The 18,104-nt window shown below is 38.9% G+C and carries 29 protein-coding genes; all 29 read right to left on the minus strand.

Annotation, left to right across the window (positions count from 1 at the left end):
• Nucleotides 1-14: 14 nt before the first annotated feature.
• Nucleotides 15-449, minus strand: a complete 435-nt coding sequence (locus ACLU24_RS09485) for a phage tail tube protein (protein WP_412612264.1) — start codon at nucleotides 447-449, stop codon at nucleotides 15-17.
• 6 nt (nucleotides 450-455) lie between these two features.
• Entirely contained in the window at nucleotides 456-848 is a 393-nt protein-coding gene (locus tag ACLU24_RS09490) for a phage tail terminator protein (RefSeq protein ID WP_412612265.1), read from the minus strand.
• Nucleotides 845-1,279, minus strand: a complete 435-nt coding sequence (locus tag ACLU24_RS09495; RefSeq protein WP_412612266.1) for a hypothetical protein — start codon at nucleotides 1,277-1,279, stop codon at nucleotides 845-847. Before ACLU24_RS09495 ends, ACLU24_RS09490 begins: the two co-directional genes overlap by 4 nt.
• 55 nt (nucleotides 1,280-1,334) lie before the next feature.
• Complete coding sequence (locus tag ACLU24_RS09500) at nucleotides 1,335-1,610, minus strand: type II toxin-antitoxin system YafQ family toxin (protein WP_412612267.1); 276 nt, start codon at nucleotides 1,608-1,610, stop codon at nucleotides 1,335-1,337.
• Nucleotides 1,607-1,876 (minus strand): type II toxin-antitoxin system RelB/DinJ family antitoxin, encoded by a 270-nt coding sequence (locus ACLU24_RS09505; RefSeq protein ID WP_106765398.1) that lies wholly within the window; start codon nucleotides 1,874-1,876, stop codon nucleotides 1,607-1,609. Before ACLU24_RS09505 ends, ACLU24_RS09500 begins: the two co-directional genes overlap by 4 nt.
• A 63-nt stretch (nucleotides 1,877-1,939) precedes the next feature.
• Nucleotides 1,940-2,278 (minus strand): hypothetical protein, encoded by a 339-nt coding sequence (locus tag ACLU24_RS09510; RefSeq protein WP_412612269.1) that lies wholly within the window; start codon nucleotides 2,276-2,278, stop codon nucleotides 1,940-1,942.
• A complete protein-coding gene (locus ACLU24_RS09515) occupies nucleotides 2,275-2,646 on the minus strand; it encodes a head-tail connector protein (protein WP_412612270.1) in 372 nt (123 codons plus the stop codon). The genes ACLU24_RS09510 and ACLU24_RS09515 overlap by 4 nt, the downstream gene beginning before the upstream one ends.
• A gap of 6 nt (nucleotides 2,647-2,652) precedes the next feature.
• On the minus strand, nucleotides 2,653-3,636 hold the full coding sequence (locus ACLU24_RS09520; RefSeq protein ID WP_412612271.1) for a hypothetical protein: 984 nt from the start codon (nucleotides 3,634-3,636) through the stop codon (nucleotides 2,653-2,655).
• A gap of 17 nt (nucleotides 3,637-3,653) precedes the next feature.
• Nucleotides 3,654-4,250 (minus strand): hypothetical protein, encoded by a 597-nt coding sequence (locus ACLU24_RS09525; protein ID WP_412612273.1) that lies wholly within the window; start codon nucleotides 4,248-4,250, stop codon nucleotides 3,654-3,656.
• 94 nt (nucleotides 4,251-4,344) lie between these two features.
• On the minus strand, nucleotides 4,345-4,593 hold the full coding sequence (locus ACLU24_RS09530; RefSeq protein ID WP_412612274.1) for a hypothetical protein: 249 nt from the start codon (nucleotides 4,591-4,593) through the stop codon (nucleotides 4,345-4,347).
• A gap of 46 nt (nucleotides 4,594-4,639) precedes the next feature.
• Entirely contained in the window at nucleotides 4,640-4,810 is a 171-nt protein-coding gene (locus ACLU24_RS09535) for a hypothetical protein (protein ID WP_295045554.1), read from the minus strand.
• Nucleotides 4,801-6,498: a phage minor capsid protein gene (locus ACLU24_RS09540; protein ID WP_412612275.1), complete on the minus strand. Its 1,698-nt coding sequence runs from the start codon at nucleotides 6,496-6,498 to the stop codon at nucleotides 4,801-4,803. Before ACLU24_RS09540 ends, ACLU24_RS09535 begins: the two co-directional genes overlap by 10 nt.
• A gap of 3 nt (nucleotides 6,499-6,501) precedes the next feature.
• Nucleotides 6,502-7,980: a phage portal protein gene (locus tag ACLU24_RS09545; protein ID WP_412612276.1), complete on the minus strand. Its 1,479-nt coding sequence runs from the start codon at nucleotides 7,978-7,980 to the stop codon at nucleotides 6,502-6,504.
• Nucleotides 7,967-9,307, minus strand: coding sequence for a terminase (locus ACLU24_RS09550; RefSeq protein WP_412612277.1), 1,341 nt, complete (start codon nucleotides 9,305-9,307; stop codon nucleotides 7,967-7,969). Before ACLU24_RS09550 ends, ACLU24_RS09545 begins: the two co-directional genes overlap by 14 nt.
• Nucleotides 9,300-9,695, minus strand: a complete 396-nt coding sequence (locus ACLU24_RS09555) for a terminase small subunit (RefSeq protein ID WP_412612279.1) — start codon at nucleotides 9,693-9,695, stop codon at nucleotides 9,300-9,302. Before ACLU24_RS09555 ends, ACLU24_RS09550 begins: the two co-directional genes overlap by 8 nt.
• A gap of 692 nt (nucleotides 9,696-10,387) precedes the next feature.
• Nucleotides 10,388-10,807 (minus strand): DUF1492 domain-containing protein, encoded by a 420-nt coding sequence (locus ACLU24_RS09560; protein ID WP_412612280.1) that lies wholly within the window; start codon nucleotides 10,805-10,807, stop codon nucleotides 10,388-10,390.
• Nucleotides 10,808-10,811: 4 nt separating this feature from the next.
• On the minus strand, nucleotides 10,812-11,126 hold the full coding sequence (locus tag ACLU24_RS09565) for a hypothetical protein (protein WP_412612281.1): 315 nt from the start codon (nucleotides 11,124-11,126) through the stop codon (nucleotides 10,812-10,814).
• Nucleotides 11,127-11,170: 44 nt separating this feature from the next.
• The gene (locus ACLU24_RS09570) at nucleotides 11,171-11,506 is read right to left on the minus strand and encodes a dATP/dGTP diphosphohydrolase domain-containing protein (RefSeq protein ID WP_412612282.1); all 336 of its coding nucleotides are present in this window, start codon (nucleotides 11,504-11,506) and stop codon (nucleotides 11,171-11,173) included.
• Nucleotides 11,507-11,519: 13 nt separating this feature from the next.
• A complete protein-coding gene (locus ACLU24_RS09575; protein ID WP_412612284.1) occupies nucleotides 11,520-11,732 on the minus strand; it encodes a hypothetical protein in 213 nt (70 codons plus the stop codon).
• 4 nt (nucleotides 11,733-11,736) lie between these two features.
• Nucleotides 11,737-12,114 (minus strand): YopX family protein, encoded by a 378-nt coding sequence (locus tag ACLU24_RS09580; protein ID WP_412612285.1) that lies wholly within the window; start codon nucleotides 12,112-12,114, stop codon nucleotides 11,737-11,739.
• Nucleotides 12,111-12,374, minus strand: a complete 264-nt coding sequence (locus ACLU24_RS09585) for a hypothetical protein (protein ID WP_412612287.1) — start codon at nucleotides 12,372-12,374, stop codon at nucleotides 12,111-12,113. The genes ACLU24_RS09580 and ACLU24_RS09585 overlap by 4 nt, the downstream gene beginning before the upstream one ends.
• Before the next feature lies 1 nt (nucleotide 12,375).
• Nucleotides 12,376-12,576 (minus strand): hypothetical protein, encoded by a 201-nt coding sequence (locus tag ACLU24_RS09590; RefSeq protein ID WP_412612288.1) that lies wholly within the window; start codon nucleotides 12,574-12,576, stop codon nucleotides 12,376-12,378.
• Complete coding sequence (locus ACLU24_RS09595; protein WP_412612289.1) at nucleotides 12,557-13,852, minus strand: DnaB-like helicase C-terminal domain-containing protein; 1,296 nt, start codon at nucleotides 13,850-13,852, stop codon at nucleotides 12,557-12,559. Before ACLU24_RS09595 ends, ACLU24_RS09590 begins: the two co-directional genes overlap by 20 nt.
• Nucleotides 13,840-14,697, minus strand: coding sequence for a hypothetical protein (locus ACLU24_RS09600; protein ID WP_412612291.1), 858 nt, complete (start codon nucleotides 14,695-14,697; stop codon nucleotides 13,840-13,842). The genes ACLU24_RS09595 and ACLU24_RS09600 overlap by 13 nt, the downstream gene beginning before the upstream one ends.
• Nucleotides 14,672-15,025, minus strand: coding sequence for a VRR-NUC domain-containing protein (locus ACLU24_RS09605; RefSeq protein ID WP_412612292.1), 354 nt, complete (start codon nucleotides 15,023-15,025; stop codon nucleotides 14,672-14,674). The genes ACLU24_RS09600 and ACLU24_RS09605 overlap by 26 nt, the downstream gene beginning before the upstream one ends.
• The gene (locus ACLU24_RS09610) at nucleotides 14,943-16,340 is read right to left on the minus strand and encodes a DEAD/DEAH box helicase (protein WP_412612293.1); all 1,398 of its coding nucleotides are present in this window, start codon (nucleotides 16,338-16,340) and stop codon (nucleotides 14,943-14,945) included. The genes ACLU24_RS09605 and ACLU24_RS09610 overlap by 83 nt, the downstream gene beginning before the upstream one ends.
• Nucleotides 16,340-16,930: a hypothetical protein gene (locus tag ACLU24_RS09615; protein WP_412612294.1), complete on the minus strand. Its 591-nt coding sequence runs from the start codon at nucleotides 16,928-16,930 to the stop codon at nucleotides 16,340-16,342. The genes ACLU24_RS09610 and ACLU24_RS09615 overlap by 1 nt, the downstream gene beginning before the upstream one ends.
• Entirely contained in the window at nucleotides 16,917-17,552 is a 636-nt protein-coding gene (locus ACLU24_RS09620) for a DEAD/DEAH box helicase family protein (RefSeq protein ID WP_412612296.1), read from the minus strand. Before ACLU24_RS09620 ends, ACLU24_RS09615 begins: the two co-directional genes overlap by 14 nt.
• A 13-nt stretch (nucleotides 17,553-17,565) precedes the next feature.
• Complete coding sequence (locus tag ACLU24_RS09625) at nucleotides 17,566-18,045, minus strand: siphovirus Gp157 family protein (protein ID WP_412612297.1); 480 nt, start codon at nucleotides 18,043-18,045, stop codon at nucleotides 17,566-17,568.
• Nucleotides 18,046-18,104 lie beyond the last annotated feature (59 nt).

An 18,104-nucleotide genomic window follows, 5' to 3' on the forward strand; every position in this document is an offset into this window, starting at 1 on the left:
TAAAACTTCCTTTCTTAACCTGCCGGTGTTACTGTTGGCTTGCCTCTTGACATAAGGTCAAATTCGAGTGTACCTACTGCTGTGCTGTCGCCTGCTCCGAGAGCGGTAACATTGATAACAACATCAAGCTTAACAACTGTGCCGTCAGGAAAAGTCCATTTAAGCACAGCATTACAATCTGTACCATTAAGAAAAGCCTTGCCCGCAACAAAATCATTGCCTGTGTCGCCAATATTACGCTTACCAGATACTGAAATTGTTATAGACTTAGCCGTTTTAAGTCTGTTTGTCCAACCTCCGGCTTCGTATGGTTTCCATTCTTCTACACCGTCATCAAACGATACTGAAAAGGTTTCCATATCAGCTATTGTATTTGTAGATTCATCGCTTGCTCCAATCGCAAACTGATTTTCATAACAAGGAAAAACACCTGATGTTACATTTGCCATAAATAATTACTTCCTTTCATAATAAATATCAAATTCAATTACATATTCATAAATGCCATTATCATCCGTTCCTACGCTTACGGGTTCAGATTGTAATAGCTTTATGAAATATACTTTCGTATCATTAAGCAGAAATGAAGAAACCGCCTCAAGCTGTTCATATAGCTTATAAGCGGCTTTCTCTGTTTCTGTCGAGTTTTTATTCCAGTGTATAAGCACCGAAATAGGTTTAATATTATAACTTGATTTACCACCGATAACTCTTACAGCCTCGATTGTTGATTTACGCTGATAAACACAAATTGCTTTTTCTTTGTTTGCGTCAAGCTTACCAGAGTAGTAATAATCAGCAATATTAAACCGTTTAAGCCAATTACGTATATCAGCTAAATAAATCATCTCATCAACCTTCTCATAATTATTGCAAAAGCTTTATTACAGAAATCTTCGTGCTTTCCGCCTTTTTGCCAATCCTCGAACCAGTGAGCTTTGGCGTTTGGATTAGAGCCGTGCTTTATTGTTTCTGTTTTTCCGTCCCTGTGCTTAATTTCTTCCTCCCAGTCATTTTGGTGAAAGTTATATTCAGGGTGATAGTAAAGCCGTCTTGCATAGGGTGTACTTGAAACGATTGAAACCTTTCCCTGACCGCTTTGTGAAGTGTCAACAAATGTACTTTCGTTTTGCAATGTTCCTGTATCTCTCGGTATAACCTGAGCTTGTTCAACCTCTTTGTGCAATTCTTCTGCTGTATGTTCAAGAGCTATCTGTGCTTTTGCTGTAATAGCTTTTATTGCGGTTTGGTTTATCCTAACCTTTGATGTGACTTTCATATGAAGCTCCTTTTGAGCATAAGAAAAGCACCCTGATTTCTCAAAGTGCTTAATCTTAAAATAAATCGCTATGTGTGCCTGTTCTGCAAAGATAAAGTATAAGTTCGTCACCGTCATACTCATAAATAAGCAGCCAATCTGGTTCTAAGTGGCATTCATGTTTTCCTTTATAATCTCCTATAAGAATATGGTCACTATACTTTATGGGCAATGTTTCACCATTTGCAAGCATATTAACAACACTTTTCAAAACATCTATATTCTTATGCTGTTTCTGTGCTTTCTTATAGTCCTTCTTGAATTGGTTCGTGAATTTAACTATATATTTCATTTATCCAAATCCTCAAATAATTCATCAATATCAGTATATCCTTTATATAATTCTGGGTGTTTTTTCATCTTCTCGACTTCAGCAAACGCAGCCTCTGTTTCAGAATTATATTTACGAATTACAAAAGGTATACCGTTAAATTCTATTGCCTGTTGGATAAAAAGGTTTATCGCTGTACTCATATCCATTCCAAGTGAAGAAAACAATTCTTGAGCTTTTGCTTTTTTCTCTGCATCGATTCTAATATTTATATTTGACATAGCCATAATATCATCTCCTTGATATTATATTATCATATTGTTAATACATTGTCAATACAAATAATATAATTATATCAAGTCCAATCTCGTATAATTGATTGTGCCGTCAGGATTTCGGGCTTTTTCACCCTGATAGATTCTACGCCTAACTCCGTTCACGATGACCTCGCCGTTTGAAAGCGTCGGTAATTCAGGGGCAATATCACCGATAAAATAAGCCTGTGCAGATAACTGCACAAGCTGTTTATCGGCTGTAAGAACGGTTTTAGCCTTGTCCTGATAATTACACAAGACATTGATTTCAAGAGCCTTTAGCGGTTCTCCGTCCTCACTTAAACCCTCTTGATATACTGTAATTGTAATCGGCGTAGTACATACAGATTTAAGCACCAAACAAGGATATTTCATCTCAGCACCCCACAGCACAAGCCTGTTGACATCAGCCTGCTATAAGTAATCTGACGCACTATACAACCGTTCTTAACGCAAACGCCTGTATTATAATCAAACTGCATTGATACGCCGTTTATGCCGTAAGATTTAAGCACTGTATCAAGCATATCTGCATATTCATCATAGAACTGCACAATCTCACAACAGCACTCTGTTATGGTTTCCTGTTGATAATCCGTTAAATTATCAAAACCCTTTCCTATGATTCTGTTATAGGTCAAAGTATCAATTATTCTGCTTGCTTTACGGACAAGATTATCAAAGCTTTCAGGCACTACCGTATAATACTTTAGATAATCTGCTTCCGTTGCATAATTCCGCATAAATCATCACTCCACATAAGAACAGTAGATACCTGCGAGCTTGTTTTCATAGCAGTGTGCATAAAGGTTATTGTTGCGGTATTTGAATACATGGCTGTCGCCCTGCTGGTCTTGGTCTGGGGAGAAATACTTGATGTACTGGTCGATAGCACAAACCGCAGCGGACTTTTCAACGCAAAGGAAGTTTACATTCTTGCCAACGCCGACAAGCTCATAATATGTATTCAAAGCAGATTTTGCAGGAGAAGAAACCTCTGAATAAACGCCACCGCTTTCAGTATAATACTTCTTGTCCTTCACAATCTCTGTATCTTCAGTTTTTACATACTGACCCTCGGCCTTCTTGTAACCGTAATTTGTAGTACCGTCATTAAGAGTTATTGCAGTATACATTCTTGTTTGTGGCACTTCAATTATGTTTGAGAACTTAGAAAGAACTGCTCTTGACTGTGTTGTATCAAGGTCATCAATGCTTGCTCTAAGTGTCGGTGTGATGAATAGTATACGGCTTTCTGTTGGCACTTCTAATTCGTCCATTGTGTTTGAGCAAGCACGCAAAGCACTGATAACCTCCGAACCATTCGAAAGCTTTTCAGCCTTTGTTGTGATTCCTTCTGTACCGCAAATCTTTGCAATTCTGGCGGCGTCTGTTTCGGGCACAACCTTAGTACGGATAAATTCGCCTGAAAGCTTTGCAAATGGAGTTTCGAGAGCCTCATCGTTATCAAGTCGGTCAATTCTCAAATCCTGAGAACGCTCCTTGTCATACTTAACTGTTTCCCATACAAAAGATGTCGAGCCCTTTGTATAGCCATCGTTACGGCTGAAATCACCAAGTCCGTCCATATCAAGCTTAGCAATTTTGATTTCGCCATTACTGCCCTTTTTTACTGTTACCTCATCGCCCTCAAGGATTGAAGTTTTACTTGCTTCCTTATAAACCTCGTCAAGCAATGGAAGATATACTGTTGATAATTCAATATTATTCATAAAATTTCCTGCCTTTCTTAATTTTTAAGTCCGAATGCTTTTCTAAGCATAGCGTTCTGTTTTTCCTTATCGTTGCTGTTATCACCGTCAGCACCGATTTTTTGAAAACCGCCCTTTGATGTTTCGCCTTTAAGCTGTGGAACATCTTCAAGGACCTTGCTTACGGCTGATTTCAGCTTTTCATCATTGATTTTTCCACTTTCATCGGTAACGCCCGAAAAATCAGCCAATTTCAAAATATATGGTACCGTATCGGCTGAAATACCAAGCTTGAAAGCGGTAAGTGTTGCTTGCTGATTAAGTCTTGCGGTCAGCTCTGACTGCTTGTACTGCTCAATTTGAGCTTGCATAGCACTAACATCCGGCTTATTCTTTTCCCTATTTGTTTTATAGGTGTTTATCGCCTGTGTAATTTCCTCCTCGGTCATTCCCTGCTGTGCAAAGTATGACTTTAGAGCTGCGTTGCTGGCTCTCTGTTCTCTCGCTTGTACCATACTGTCAAGCTGTTCCTGTGTATAAGTTGCCTGTGTTCCGCCTTTGGCAGCGTTGCCCTCTCCGCCCTTATTATTCTGCTGAGCGTTAGCAGTCTGTTGTGTTTCCTGCTGTTCTGACATAATATTCTCCTCCGTTTTATGCCCGTCGGCTTATTCCTCAGCTTTTAACGCCGTCAGAGTTTTGGGCATTAAAAAAGCACCCTTTTCAGAGTGCTTAATTTCTTTTTATGAAGCGTTCTTCGATAAACCTGCGTACTTGTTCTTGCTTATCCTCAGACAGTTCCTCGAATGACTTATCCAAATTCGCAGTCGCCGTGTATTCTTCTTCAAGCTCATCAAGCTTATTTGCAAGTCTTAAAATCTCTCCGCTAAGTTGTATGGTTTCGGAAACATCATATATTCCACATTTTTCTTGCAGATTTTCAAGAATTTTAATTTGAGATAGCAATTTTTCTTTATACATATTATCACCACCTTTCAGCCATAGAAAAACCGCCCTCAAGGAGCGGTTAAATATGTTGTTTACTAAGTATATAATTAAGCAAAAAATCCGATTCTTCTTTTGTAAGTTTTGAAAAAGGGCTTATCTTAGAATCATCCTCATAATCTGAAATATCGGGCTTATAGTTTTCTAATGTAAATCCTAACTTGTTACATATATTTTCATATGTTATTTCCATAAAAATACCTCCATTTCAATATTTTGCTTCTTTAATGATTCTAAAATCTTATTAACAGTATCAATATCCTCATTATAGATGCAAGAATTTAGTTTGTCAAGAAGAAAATCAACAAAGCCTTGATTATAATCTCCTACAATTTTATACTTAAAAATATTACCGTTATGACAAGCAATAATGCCGTACTTATATTTTTTCTTCCAAGCTGAATTTATATCATCCAAACTTGGTACAGAACTATTAGGATGATTATGTATAGCTATTACAGTATTAGGTTTCGCTTTTTTTACCATATCCATCATACTTTTTGATGGAACACATTGTTTCTCAACACTATAATCCGTACGGGTTAAAAATTTTCCTGTTGCGCTATCTATAAATGATAAATCCTCAAAGTTGCTGCCTGAACGATGATTAAGAATGGCTTTTGCCTGCTGAAAAATTGAACGAGTAGTCTTAGAATTTTCACCTAATTTGTCAAACATTTTTCTATAATCAGACGAATCTATAATTTGCTTGTCTACAACTGAATCTGTATTAACAATTTTAGGCTTACTTGATTCAGCCTCATTAGATATATTTTTTTCAAGTTCTTCTGCCTTCTCCCTCCACTGTTCAGCCCTTGCACCATAAGCTCTTTTATTATCTTTATCGAGCGAGAACTTAGACATACGCTCCATTCGCTCAGCTTCGTTCTGAGCGTAGTTTTGCTTCTGGGCATTGTTATATCTCTCTGCGAGTTCGTCAAGCTCATCGGCGGTGTATTGGCTGTTTTCTGGCGGTGTGCTTATACCCTCAAAATATGTAGTGTGTGCGTCCTTACAATTCGGGTGATACAAGCCCTTTTTAATAGCCTCGGACAATAACGGATACTTAATGCCTGTAACGGGAGATATGCCGTCCTTAGGCCCTCCGCTCCATACATCATCAATGAACACCTTACCTACGAAAGGAGCACACAAAGGGCAAGGGTTGCCACGTTTGTTAAGAATGACGGTATATATTCCCCATTCCTGCCGCTTAGCCCCCTCGCCTTGAAGATATGCTCTTTTATTTGCCGTACGCAGTGCCATTTCAGCATAAGACTTGATGTTTACCCGCCTACCGTTTCGGTACTGTATGCAGTTGATACCAGCTGAAAGAAAGTCCTTTGTCGCCATATCAACAGCTTTTGCATAAGTTCCCGCACCCGTATTTGCCATAACCTGAGCATTGAATATAATTTTCCTGTATTGGTCATTAGCCATTCGCAGAACGGCAGTTTCAGCCTTACCCATATCATGAGTAGTCGCTTTAATTAGAGTATCAAGTTTTCTTTCGTTTGTCTTGAAAAACTCTCCTGTTGTTTCAGCCACACCAGTAAATGCGGACTTGTTTTTGCTTTTGCCTTTGAAACCACGCTTTACAGCTTGTAAAATCTGTCGTTCCTGCTTAGTGCCACCGTCATTATAGGAGTCCTGCAAAGCTCTGCGGATATGTTGATTTATCGAATTATACTGGCCTGTAAATTTCTTGCTGTTCTTCCGCTTATAGACTTCAAGTGCCTTGAGCTGTTCCGCCTGCCATTGTGACCATTCTATGCCAAGCTTTGATTCTTCGGCTCTATGGCGGCTTAAATTCCTAATCATTGAGGATATAAGCTCATTTTCGATTTCTTCAAAAGCCTTACCAATATCGTAATCAGACATTTTTTAAATCTCCAAATCGTCAGCCATGGACGAATTATCCATATCCTGCACGCCCTGTTCGGCTTTCAACTTTGCGACTTCCTGTTCTTTCCATTCGGCGTCCTTGCTGTCGCCATAAAGCTCCTCGACACAGCTTTCAGTACTCATAATACCGCCTTGTTTTGCCTTAGTTACTGTTTCAACAACAGCTTCAAAACTTGGGTTAGCGTATTCACCGAAGTTTACCGCGACATTCGGAGGAGTAATATCAAGCTCATGCCATATCTGATATCCGCACACCACAGCTTTTACAAGCTCCGGCATAAATTCTTCCACAAGCTGTACAAGATTTCCTCTAGTATATAGAGTAGTTTTTTCTTTTTCTCTCTGTGCTTCGGCATTATCCATCTTTTTGACATCAATGCCGAGCGTTGACGGTGAAATTATACCTTGCAAGCATAAGTCAAGGGCGGTTATGTATGTTTGCAAGTAGCTTTCATGTGGGATATTAGGCTGGTCGAGAGTGATTTTATTACAGCCTGTTTCTGACATATCGTTATTTGTTGAAATATATCTGTTATCAAAGGCATTAGGTTTAATAATCATACCAGTATCAGGATTTCGAGGTAACAGACATTCCGGTATATAGCTCTTTGAACGAGCTGCCCTAAGCGCGTCCATCCACTGTGACCACGCTTCGTCGAGCGCGTCGAAATCGTCTGTCTTGCCGTCAAAGATATTGCCGCCTCTGCCCTGATACTGTTCACTGTCGCCGAATATACAAGGCACAGCAAGCATTATGTTTTCGTCAAAGGTAACGCCCCTGCCGTCAATCCATTTCGTTTGTTCTATTGAATTAGGCGGTATCTCATCGCCATTCTCTCTATACAAACGATATTTTATATAACCGTAGCCATAATGTTCCCTAAGCGTGTATTTTTCTTTGTTGTCGATATACTCTGTAATAAATATAACCTCTGTGATTCGTCCTCGAACTCTTGTATATTCAACATTTTCACCAGGGTAAAACTCAATAATCGGATATTCCTCGTCTATGCTCTTGTCAAAGGTAATCTTGAAAGCACCGTCACCAACAACAAGCATATCTTTGATACATTTATGTAAGAGCTTGTCTCCCTTATTGGCTTTATATGTATTATCCCAAATTTCCTTTTGAGCGTCGCTATTAATAAAATCAACACCATTAAAATCATTGATGATAATATTTGACAGTGTATCAACTATCAGTTTTGGCAAACCCGTATGTATTTTACGGATTTCCATTCCCTTTGTGCAGCTTGCTTTCCAAAATGTTGTTGGCGATACATCAAGCTGATTATAAAGCTGTGATAGCTCATAACTATTGCCTCGATACCATATACGATTTTTAGCAACATTGGCGTAATAATCAAGGTTTTGTTGTATCGTAATCGTGCTTTGCTGAGGCGGTTCTATCCTCAAAAAACTTCTTATCTTATCTCTCACGGTGTTAATCAGCCCCATTTATTTCACTTCCTATCTTTTTCTTATACGGCAGCCAGGCGTACTGCACGCTGTTTATCATATGGTCGTTTTTATCTTCGGGAGTATTGTCCTTATCCTCCTGCCAGCTATAAATTTCAAGTTCGTTTATATAGTTTTTACAGTGTTCAAGCACAAAGAAACAGTTCTCAGCGAACCAACCGAGCTGTAAATTGATACGGTCAATAATTGTTGTTTTCTTCCATGCATTAGTAAATGTGTATATACAGCCGTGCGACCTTTTGTACTTGTTAAGCTCTGTTATGGTAGCTTGGTCTGCATTGTCGATAAATGCATTTCGAGCAAGTCCCCATTCTTTTGAATTTCGGTCGAGAAAATCAATAAAATTCTTGACCGTATCGCTCGGAGCAATCGGTATTTGAAGTTCGGCATTATTATATACTCGCTCATCAAGCAACACACAAGCACCATTCCTCGTAATGCCTATAAAGCTCATTGCGATAGTGTCAGGGGATTTCTGCGAATATGCTGTATCAAGCCCTGCGGAATACTGCGTGAAGGCTTGTTGCTTTGCCCATTCTTTTGATTTGATGTGTCTTTGCCTATCAAAATTGCTGAATACAAGTCCTGTCGCTCTGCCTCTCAAGCCAAGAATCTTATTTTTATAAAGCTTTGTGCCTTTCGGAGCGGCAAGTATTTTTCGCTGTATATCCTCATCAGTTAATGACAAATTATCCCTAAAAGAAAAGAACCAATACCGCCAATTCGGTACAGGCTCTTCGTTAAGTTCCGCCATAATCTCGGGCGGAACATCTTTAGCATATTTTTGATATGGTCGGGAACGGTTAATAAACTCTTTGTAAACTGGTAAATTTGGGTCATCGGGATTTAGTGTTGCAATCAAATAATCGTTTCTTGTTGACATCTCTCGCACAAACTCAATATCTGCGGTGTTAATCTCATCAATATAAACACAGCCGAACTGAGCACCGAGGACCATTTCCCATTTATCTTTATTGTCATAGCCTAAAACATAGATTATCTTGCCTTCAAACTTGATATGCGGAAGCTTATAATCTTTATCACCGTTGCCACAATAGCGAGCATTACGGTGCAGGTCGAGTATTCCGTTATCCTGCTGAATAATCGTTTCTTCGGCTTTACCTGTTGTCTTTGCGGCTATGACATGAAGTTTCTTGCGGCTTGCCGACACCATACGCATAAACTTGACACCAGCACCGACTGTTGTCTTTCCAGAAGCAGTAGTGCCTTCAAGAAAATCCGCTGTAACATTCTTAGTTGAATTGATAAAATCAATGTATTTCTGCGAAAGAGGGAAGCTATTCATCAAGTCCCTCACCGCCTAACTGTTTAAAAACATCGGCAAGTTTTTCCGACTGTTCAACCTTTGCGTCAACCTTGACAGTGTATTCGCCTGTCATTTTATTAAGTGTATCAACTGCCTTTATGCGGTCGTTAGGTTCGTTTTCGTCATCTCTCGCAATATCAGAAAGTAGCACTTGCCTATCTTTTGCGGTCATTATGCGTTCATCCTTGAGCTTTTCGGAAATCTCTTTGATGTATTCTAAAACTCCAACATTCTCCAACAATTCATAAGCTCTTGCGTTTGCATAATTTTCTGAATATCCTGCTTTAATTGCACTCTGAACGGTATTACCGCTCTGCACATAATATTCAGCAAATTTCTTTTGTCTTGCGTTTAATTTGTCTTTCACGGTATCACCGCCTTTCTAAAACTTTCTGAAAACACAAAAGCCGCCCTATTGGACGACTCTTATGTAAACTCAGGAGGTATAAAACGCAAACTCGCACTTGGACCAGGTAACGCCCTGGTGGGCGGTTGATTTATAATATTTTATATTCGGCACAATCAACAAGTGCGTCACTACAAAAGCAATATCAAGCTCACAACATTAAGGCTCACACTAATATTGCTATGTAATAGTCAAGTGGGTCAGATAACGCTCTGACGGGCGGCATACTCTCATGCGGTCACGTTGCTTCTTAACATACTGCTTGCTCACACAACGTTTGTACGAGCACTCTACCTCGTGTATGCTTGAGCCATAGTCTTAACAGACACAGCATCGACTATGATAACTTCTATAGCGTCTTAGTTTGTGTGGTGGCAGCTTAGAGGCTTGCACTCTCACTCGGATATTGAGTTGTACTGTACAAGATATTAACGAAAATTTTTATATGAAAGGAAAACTTGCACTCTCACTCGGATATTGAGTTGTACTGTACAGCTGCCGTATTGCACCGCTAATGCGGTGCGTATTGTATGAACAACATATAGAAAGAAGAATGAAAAAGGCAAGTTGTTGGCGGTGGAGTGCTTAGCATAGTAGCTTCACACTCTCTTCCGCCCTCATCTCACAATACCATTTTAGCACTGATAAAAGTATCATTCAATATCATTTAGTATCATCTTTTCAAAAACATCAAGTGCATTTCCATATATGCGAATAGTATGTATTCTGCTATATTTTATATCCTCTGCTATCTCATCAAAAGTCATACCATTTATATAATAATCAATAAGCACGCTTTTAAATCTGTTATCGGATAAACGATTTATTTTTTCTCTGACTTCTCTTTTCAAATCAACCAGTTTATCGATTTCTTCATCAATTTCATTACGCATATCAATTATTTTATCAATAGTTTTTTGTGCATTGTCAGAACAAGAAGTTTTAACTTTTTCACCAAACTGTACAGACTTTAAACAAGTCATTTGCTTTTCAAGTTCAGACTTTTCTTTTATTTTTGCATTTATAAATCCATCAAGATTCCTTATACGCATAAGATATTCTTTCGCTGTCACATCATCACTTCCTTTTGCGTTGAGAGTTAAGCTCTTTAGCCCTTGCCTCACGCTCGTCATAATCTTCATTTGCAAAGTCTATGCCGATATGCTCAGTTAAAAGCCTGTCGAGATTAACCCAGTATGCCTCGTCAACATCTTTCATCTCATCATTACAAAAATTAATGACTTGCGATATACGCTTAGCACCAAAGCCATGCTGTACATGGAGTGCATAACATACAAGCTTTAAGATTCTGCGCATATACGCCTGCTCCGACTGTTTAGCTATTTCCTCTGCAATTTTGATTTCTCTGTTTGTAACAACCCGTGCTTTCACTCAGGCACCTCCTAATTTCGTCATAATTGACCTGTGAGCGGTTTTTATTGCTCGTTTGGTAAATTTACTGTTTTAGCTTTAAAATCGCTTGTGGGGCATTTCTCGGCATTTAACGCTATCAAAAATGCAACATTGCAAGCAATATGCCATAAATGAGGCAATCCGCTTTCAGCGTCTACGCCGTCAGGCTCTTTGATATATAAGCATATATGCCTCATTAGTGCGGCTCGGTATCTGTACGGCTCTACCTGCTTCCAGCTTTCACTGTCGCCGTATTTGCTTACTCCGTAAGTACGGACTATACCTACCGCTTCTATCAGCTCAGGCGGTACAAGGTCAAGCCTTGGTTTATTGTCATCGTATTTAAGATTGTCGCTCATTTTAGATTCCTCCTTAATCTTCCTCGTCCTCGAAAATGCTTTCATCGTATTCAAAATCTTCTCTGAAATATTTTTTCGTGATTTCATAAATCTTTTTAAGCTGTTCCTCTGAATTGGTTCTAAAAGGTCTTGATATGATTATCTGACCCCTACACTCACTGAGACAGCACTTGCCGTTAAGGTTTGCTATACAGCTTTTATCACAGGGTACATATATCTCGCCCATTTTATTAAACCTCCAAAAGCTTTGGATTGTCGTAGATATTACCGACGACAGTCATATATTTCCCGACAAAATCGTCTAAGTCGTCTGTTGCTCCTTCATGCTGCCTTATTATCCATCTGCAATTAGCTTCGGAATACACAACCTCGTAATATGATACTTCATTGTCACCGTCAATAAACTTAAGTATATCCCCTTCAAAAATCTTAGTGCCGTTCTTGTCATTCAAGCCTGTGTACTGCCCAACTGTTTCGGGGTTAATACACCATATATGCGATGTACCACACACATAAGGCTCTTTTATAGCCAAACCCTGCGGCTCGATAGTTAAATATCCGTACTTCCATTCGTCCCCGAATTTACCCCTGAATAATTTTTCTCTCATCGTATACTCTCCTTGAATCCGTGCTCTTTGAGCCAAGCCTTAGCTTTCGCTTTAACCTCTGACGGTGCGTCTTCTATATTGCATATAGCCTTGAAGACCATTGCCCAGAAAGCAGTTTCACTTGAAATATTTTCAGGCTTAACACCAGTGTATTTTTTCATAAAAGCCTTAATCTTCTTCTCGTCAAGGCTGAATAACGCTTCATTGCGTACCTTCACAAATTTCTTTATTCTTTCCTCTGTTTTTTTATCAAAATCCATTTTAATCTCCTTTTCCATATGTACAAGCCAATCCTCCGCTGATGTGCTCAGCAAACTTACATTTTCGGCAGCAGCACACGCACATATGCTCACCAAATCTGCGATTTACCGCCGGGTGCGGACACCTGCGGACGGATATTTGTGCATATTCCTGATTGCATTTATCGCACTTGATGTAGTAGTCAGAACGGTAAGTCTTCATTGTCGCTCACTTCCGAATCATCATTTTTTGATATATGTGCAATCGTTTCTTTTTCATTTTCAGGGCCGGCTTCCCCTATTTCCGAAAATCGTTGAAACTTACCATCAAATTCAAATTTAAGTTCTTTAGTCCTGCCGAATTTGTTTTTGTCTAAGATAACCTCTGTATCTTTTGCGTCAATATCTTCGTTTGATTTATCGTTGACGTAATCCCTATGTAACAAAATGATATAATCGCTATCCTGTTCCAAACCTCCGCTTTCTTTGAGGGCTGACATTGTCGGTTTTTCCTTGGCATTGCGTGTCAGCTGGGATAATATCAATATTGAGCAATTTGTTTTTTTAGCTGCTCTTTTGAGTTGTTGAGATATGTAATCAACCCTTTGCCGGTTATCGACAAATATCTGCATTGATGTTACAATCTGTACAAAATCAATAATCACAAATTCAGGCTTTATTTGATAAATCATATTTGTGATATCTTCAACATCAGATAAATCATCTATAATTTTTAAATTTTCATATTTATCAAGCATATCAATTACATCTGTAATTTCAACGCCATCGTGCTTGCCTGTTTTTGTGTAGTCCTCGTTAAGATAATCAGCCATTATCCTGTCATATATCATTCCCGCCGACATTTCCAGGCTAAAAAACAATGTTTTAATTTGCCTGTTGTGTGACGCAATGTTAATTGCAAAAGTAGTTTTACCTGTTGATGGTCTTGCTCCTATTGTTGCCACAGTGCCTTTGATAAAACCGCCGTTTAGAAGCTCGTCCATAAATTTAAAACCCGTTGAAATCGTTTCGTATTTCTTTTTGTAATTCTGTAAATACAAAACGGCGTTGTCTTTAACACTTCTCTCCTCTGGCTCGAATTTATCAGCTAATGCTTTAATCGTTTGATATGATACATCATCGCTTATGGCAAGCATATTAAATTCTGAGCGTATTTCTGCGTCCCTGACAATTTTTTTAAAAGCATTGAGCGTATCATCAAGCTGTTCAGCCATTAGCGTCGGCGTTAATGACGACTGCATAATAGATACAATCGCTTCCCTTGCTTCACCGTCAAAAGCGGATAAATAAATACTTTCATCAGCGTTTGGATATTCAAAAAATATCTTTTTCAAAGCTTTAAAAGTTTTCTTCGCACTCTCATTCAAAAAATGCTTTTCGTTGAGGGTAAAAATCTTTCTACGATTATCTTCATCGAGGGCAACAGCAGAGGCAAGTATTTTAAATTCAATTTCCGTCTTCTTTTCTACTCTGTCCATTTTTCGATGTACTCCCCGTTAAGCAATCTCTTTTCAAACTCTGTCTGTTGCTTGCTGTCAGCTTTGCTATATCTCACAAACAATTCTTCCCAGTGCCTCGGAAACGGCGTCTTAGATTTTCTAAAAGCCGAGTGAAAGTCTGACGCTGTATAGTCATCAATACCCTGTGCTTTAGCAAACCTGCGCACGCTCCTAATTGGGATATGCCCATAAACTAAATCCTTACCTCCGTCACCCTTAAAGCTTTGCACTATATGCCAGTCGATTGATTCGTAGTCGAACGCCGTAGGCGGTTCGCCATCAGGCGAAACCGCAGAAGGCGGAGTTTCTTTTTTTACGGTACCCGTTTGCCCCGTAGGGGCAACGGGTACCTTCTTTTCTTTATTTAATATATCTTTAGATATATTATTATTGTTTGTCTCCGTCCTGTTATCCGTTATGTTATCCGTTATGTTATCCGTTATGTTATCCGTTATGTTATCCGTTTGACGGTCAACATAACCTTGAAATTTATCATAGTTTACAATAGTGATAATTCTATATTTGTTAGGCTTGACATCATCAAGTATTTCACCACTGGATTTTAATTTTTTAATACAGTTTAAAATACAGTTGTGATTCATTAACAGTTCGCTCTCTAATTTACTAATAGAAGTCAGATGTTGCCCTCTTTTCACCTTTATTCCTCTGACCATTTTGTCCTCGTGGTTTGCAAGTAATATTAGTCCAATGAAAAAGTGAGTGACATATATATCGCCCCACCATTCCCACTCAAAAATACTACGATTGATAAGTACAAAATTAGGCTTAGGAGCTTGCTTATTCTGTTTTTTTCGCCTTGCCACCTATCTCACCTCTCAATCGTTTAACAAGCCTCACAGCGTCCTCACGGCTCCGCATAACGATGTATTCAAAGCCTAATGTCATAGCAACATCTTCAAAGTGTTTTTGAGCTTTGCTTTGCTTTCCTTTGTTAGTTTTAACCTCAATAAATATTGTCTTTCCGCCGTATGCAAAAAGCGTAAGGTCTGCTTCGCCCGGTATACCTATTTTTATCGGTGCCCCATAAGGTGTTATGTATGTACCTACATTATTCCGCCTGACTATTCCAACCTGGGATAGCTCTGCACGGATAGCGTTTTGTATCGCTGTTTCTTGCTTTTGCTGGGCCATTCAGCCACCCCCTTGATTTTTGTTGATAATATACCCAACCTGGCTTATAACCGTGTAATTTGGCATATTCTGACAATTCCTCGACACTTTGGCACTCATTAGGCGATAAATAAAATCTAACTCTTTGTTTTGCCTCGTTGATTTTCATAAGCTTAATATCTACCGTCTTAGCTGCCTCCGGTGCAGGAAATTTCTCGCCACAGTTCGGGCAGATTATAGTGCTTATTGGTACTGCCGCAAAACAGTTTTTACAGATTTTAAGTGGTTGCTCGCCAACTCCACGCTTTTTATGAGGGTGCCCCTCAAGCAGCCACTCCCTATCCCTGTCAGGAAACCCGAAGCGGTCTATATTGTTTACGTGGTCTATGATGATTGCACGCTTGCCAGGCTTATACCTCATACACCTCATAGCCTGTTGAGTATACAAAATTAACGATTTCGTCGGTCTTAGAAGTATTACGCACTCACAATCGGGTACATCAAAACCCTCGCTAATAATATCAACATTACACAGTATCTTAATTTCGCCCTCACGAAATTGTTTAATAATGTTATCTCTTTCTACCCTCGGTGTACTACCGTCTATATGTGCGGCAGAAATACCAAAACTGTTAAAATTATCAGCTATTGATTTTGATACCTCGACAGTCGGCAGATAACAGATACCTTGTTTGCCGTTTGCGAGCCTACAATAATGCTCAATGACTTTGCCGTAAATCTTTTTTTGATTGCTATTAAAATATTGAGCAACCTCGTTTTGAGCAAAATCGCCGTTGCGGGTGTGAAATTTTGGTAATTTAAATCCTGGTGCATAATAGTCATAAGGAGCTAAAAAGTTATTTTCAATAAGCCATTTTGCCGTTACACCTAAAATCAGCTTATCATTAACATCTTTAAGCCCTGAACCATCTATGCGTTCAGGTGTTGCCGTAACGCCAACTCTCGGCACATCAGCAAAATACTCATATATTCGCTTATAGCTTCTTGCTAAACTATGATGATTCTCGTCCGTTATTATCAAGTCAGGCTTTTTAGTTGATTTTAATCGCCTTGTTGTTGTCTGTACCATAGCTATTTGACAATATTCCATATTCACACCATATCGAACAAATGTGCTAAAAATCTGACCGCACAATTCTTTTCGATGAACTAAAAATAAAACCTGCTTATCCATAAGTGTGTATATTTTAGCTATTTCAGCTACAATAACAGATTTGCCGCCCCCGCAAGGGAGTACAATGCAAGGAGCGGTATAGCCGTCATCGAGAGCTTTAAAAAAATTGTCAATTAGCTCTTGCTGATATTCACGAAGCATCAGAATGGTAAATCGTCGTCAGCAGGTATATTAGCATATGAGTCTGCGGAAGATTGGCTCGCAGAGCTTCCTTTTAAGTATTTTGGTTTTGGTAATGTGAATTTACCCTTTTTGAGTGCTTCAAGGGTGATTACGCCGTAAGGCTGTGTAGACATCCCTTGTTTACCTTCGTAATCGTACTCTTGCTCTTGAAATATCATACCTACCTTGCAACCTTTCAAAGCCTTACCGTCCCACTCCTTCGAAAAATCAATATTTAAATTGTTTGATTTTTTTATACGCTCAAGTGTAGTTTTAAGCCTTTTTTCGTTGCTCTCAGCGTACTCTCCGCCATTTGGATACCAGACACGCAGGACACCTTTATATTTTGCTTTATCGGGGAAACTCTTGCGGTCGGAATCAAATTTATTTTTAAAGAAGCCTTTATACTCACCCTCAGAAATATCAAACAGCAAGCACAAAGCACAACTGTTATTAGCACCATTCTGCTCTTCCGCTCTGATGATTTCGACTTCATAAGCCCCTACCGGGAGCTTAAAACTAACCTCTGAATATTCGGATACGCTGTCATAATTACTAAATGCTCTCATTATTATTTACCTCGATTTCATAATATTTTCTTATAGTTGTGTCAACGAGCTTTAAGTCGTTGTCGATTTCCTCTTTTTCAAACATCTCCAACGGAGTTTTAACTGTATTTGTTCCGTCTGATTGTGTTAAAAACAAGTGTTCTCCATCCTTATTTATCGCCATCAGGACAATAGAAAATAAACCCTCAACAGTCAGTTTTTCATCAAGCATTTTGCCTATTGTTTTCGCTTTTACTTTTCCGTCTTGTTGTTCAATATGATGTAAGAAATACACTATTGTGTCAGCAGGCATTTCCTTAATGACAAATTTTATCAAGCTATAAAAATGATTTGCCATTTCCGTAAATTTTGTATAACCTGTTTCGGCAGAGCGGTCAAAAAGCTCAAAGCAGAGCAGATATTGACTGTCATCAATTACATAACGCTTGAACCTCTTTCTACCCATATTTTGTCTGATAACGCTATATGTAGCATTATCTGCTCTATTCATTTTTGCTCCCTTGCGAAAAGGCAAGGGCTTACCTGCGACATTGTAAATAACAAGCTCGTTAGGCTCGAAATTACGAAGCGAAGTTGATTTACCGCTCCCGCTCTCGCCGAGTATTAAAACTGGGATACCCATTTATTAAACCTCCTTATCTGATAACAAGCGACTTATTAGTAACCAGTTTTGCTCCTGGTACTTCTTCACCACATTTTATTATCTTCGCAATTTCTGACTTTTTTATATCGTCCTCTTTGCGTGGCTTTATGTACTCAACAGGTATTGCGTTGAGGTCGGTTATTTCGACCGCTTTTGATGTTGTATGATAGAGCGTGAACTTGTCCGTTTTAGCTTTATCTTTGCCTGTTACGAGCATAAAGCTTTCAAGGACTTCTTTCATACGCTTCTGTGCGTTTTCAAATTGTCTGATTCTTTCTTCAAAACGCTTTTTTTCCTCTTTACAACTTTCAGCGTCAGCTTTTAGCTGTCTGATTACTATGCAGTAATCGTTGATTTTGTCATCTGCACCGATACTCTCAAGCGTATCATTAAAAGTCTGTTCATCAATCTCTCCATAAGAGAGCATATTATAGAGCGTTTTTGCCTGCTCCGTCATCTCATAAAGTGTCATTATATTATACCTCCGTCATCAGACTGTAATAGTCCTCATTATCAATAAGTCCACGCTCT

Origin of the sequence: Pseudoruminococcus sp. (assembly GCF_047012705.1) — a bacterium.
GTDB lineage: Bacteria > Bacillota > Clostridia > Oscillospirales > Acutalibacteraceae > Pseudoruminococcus.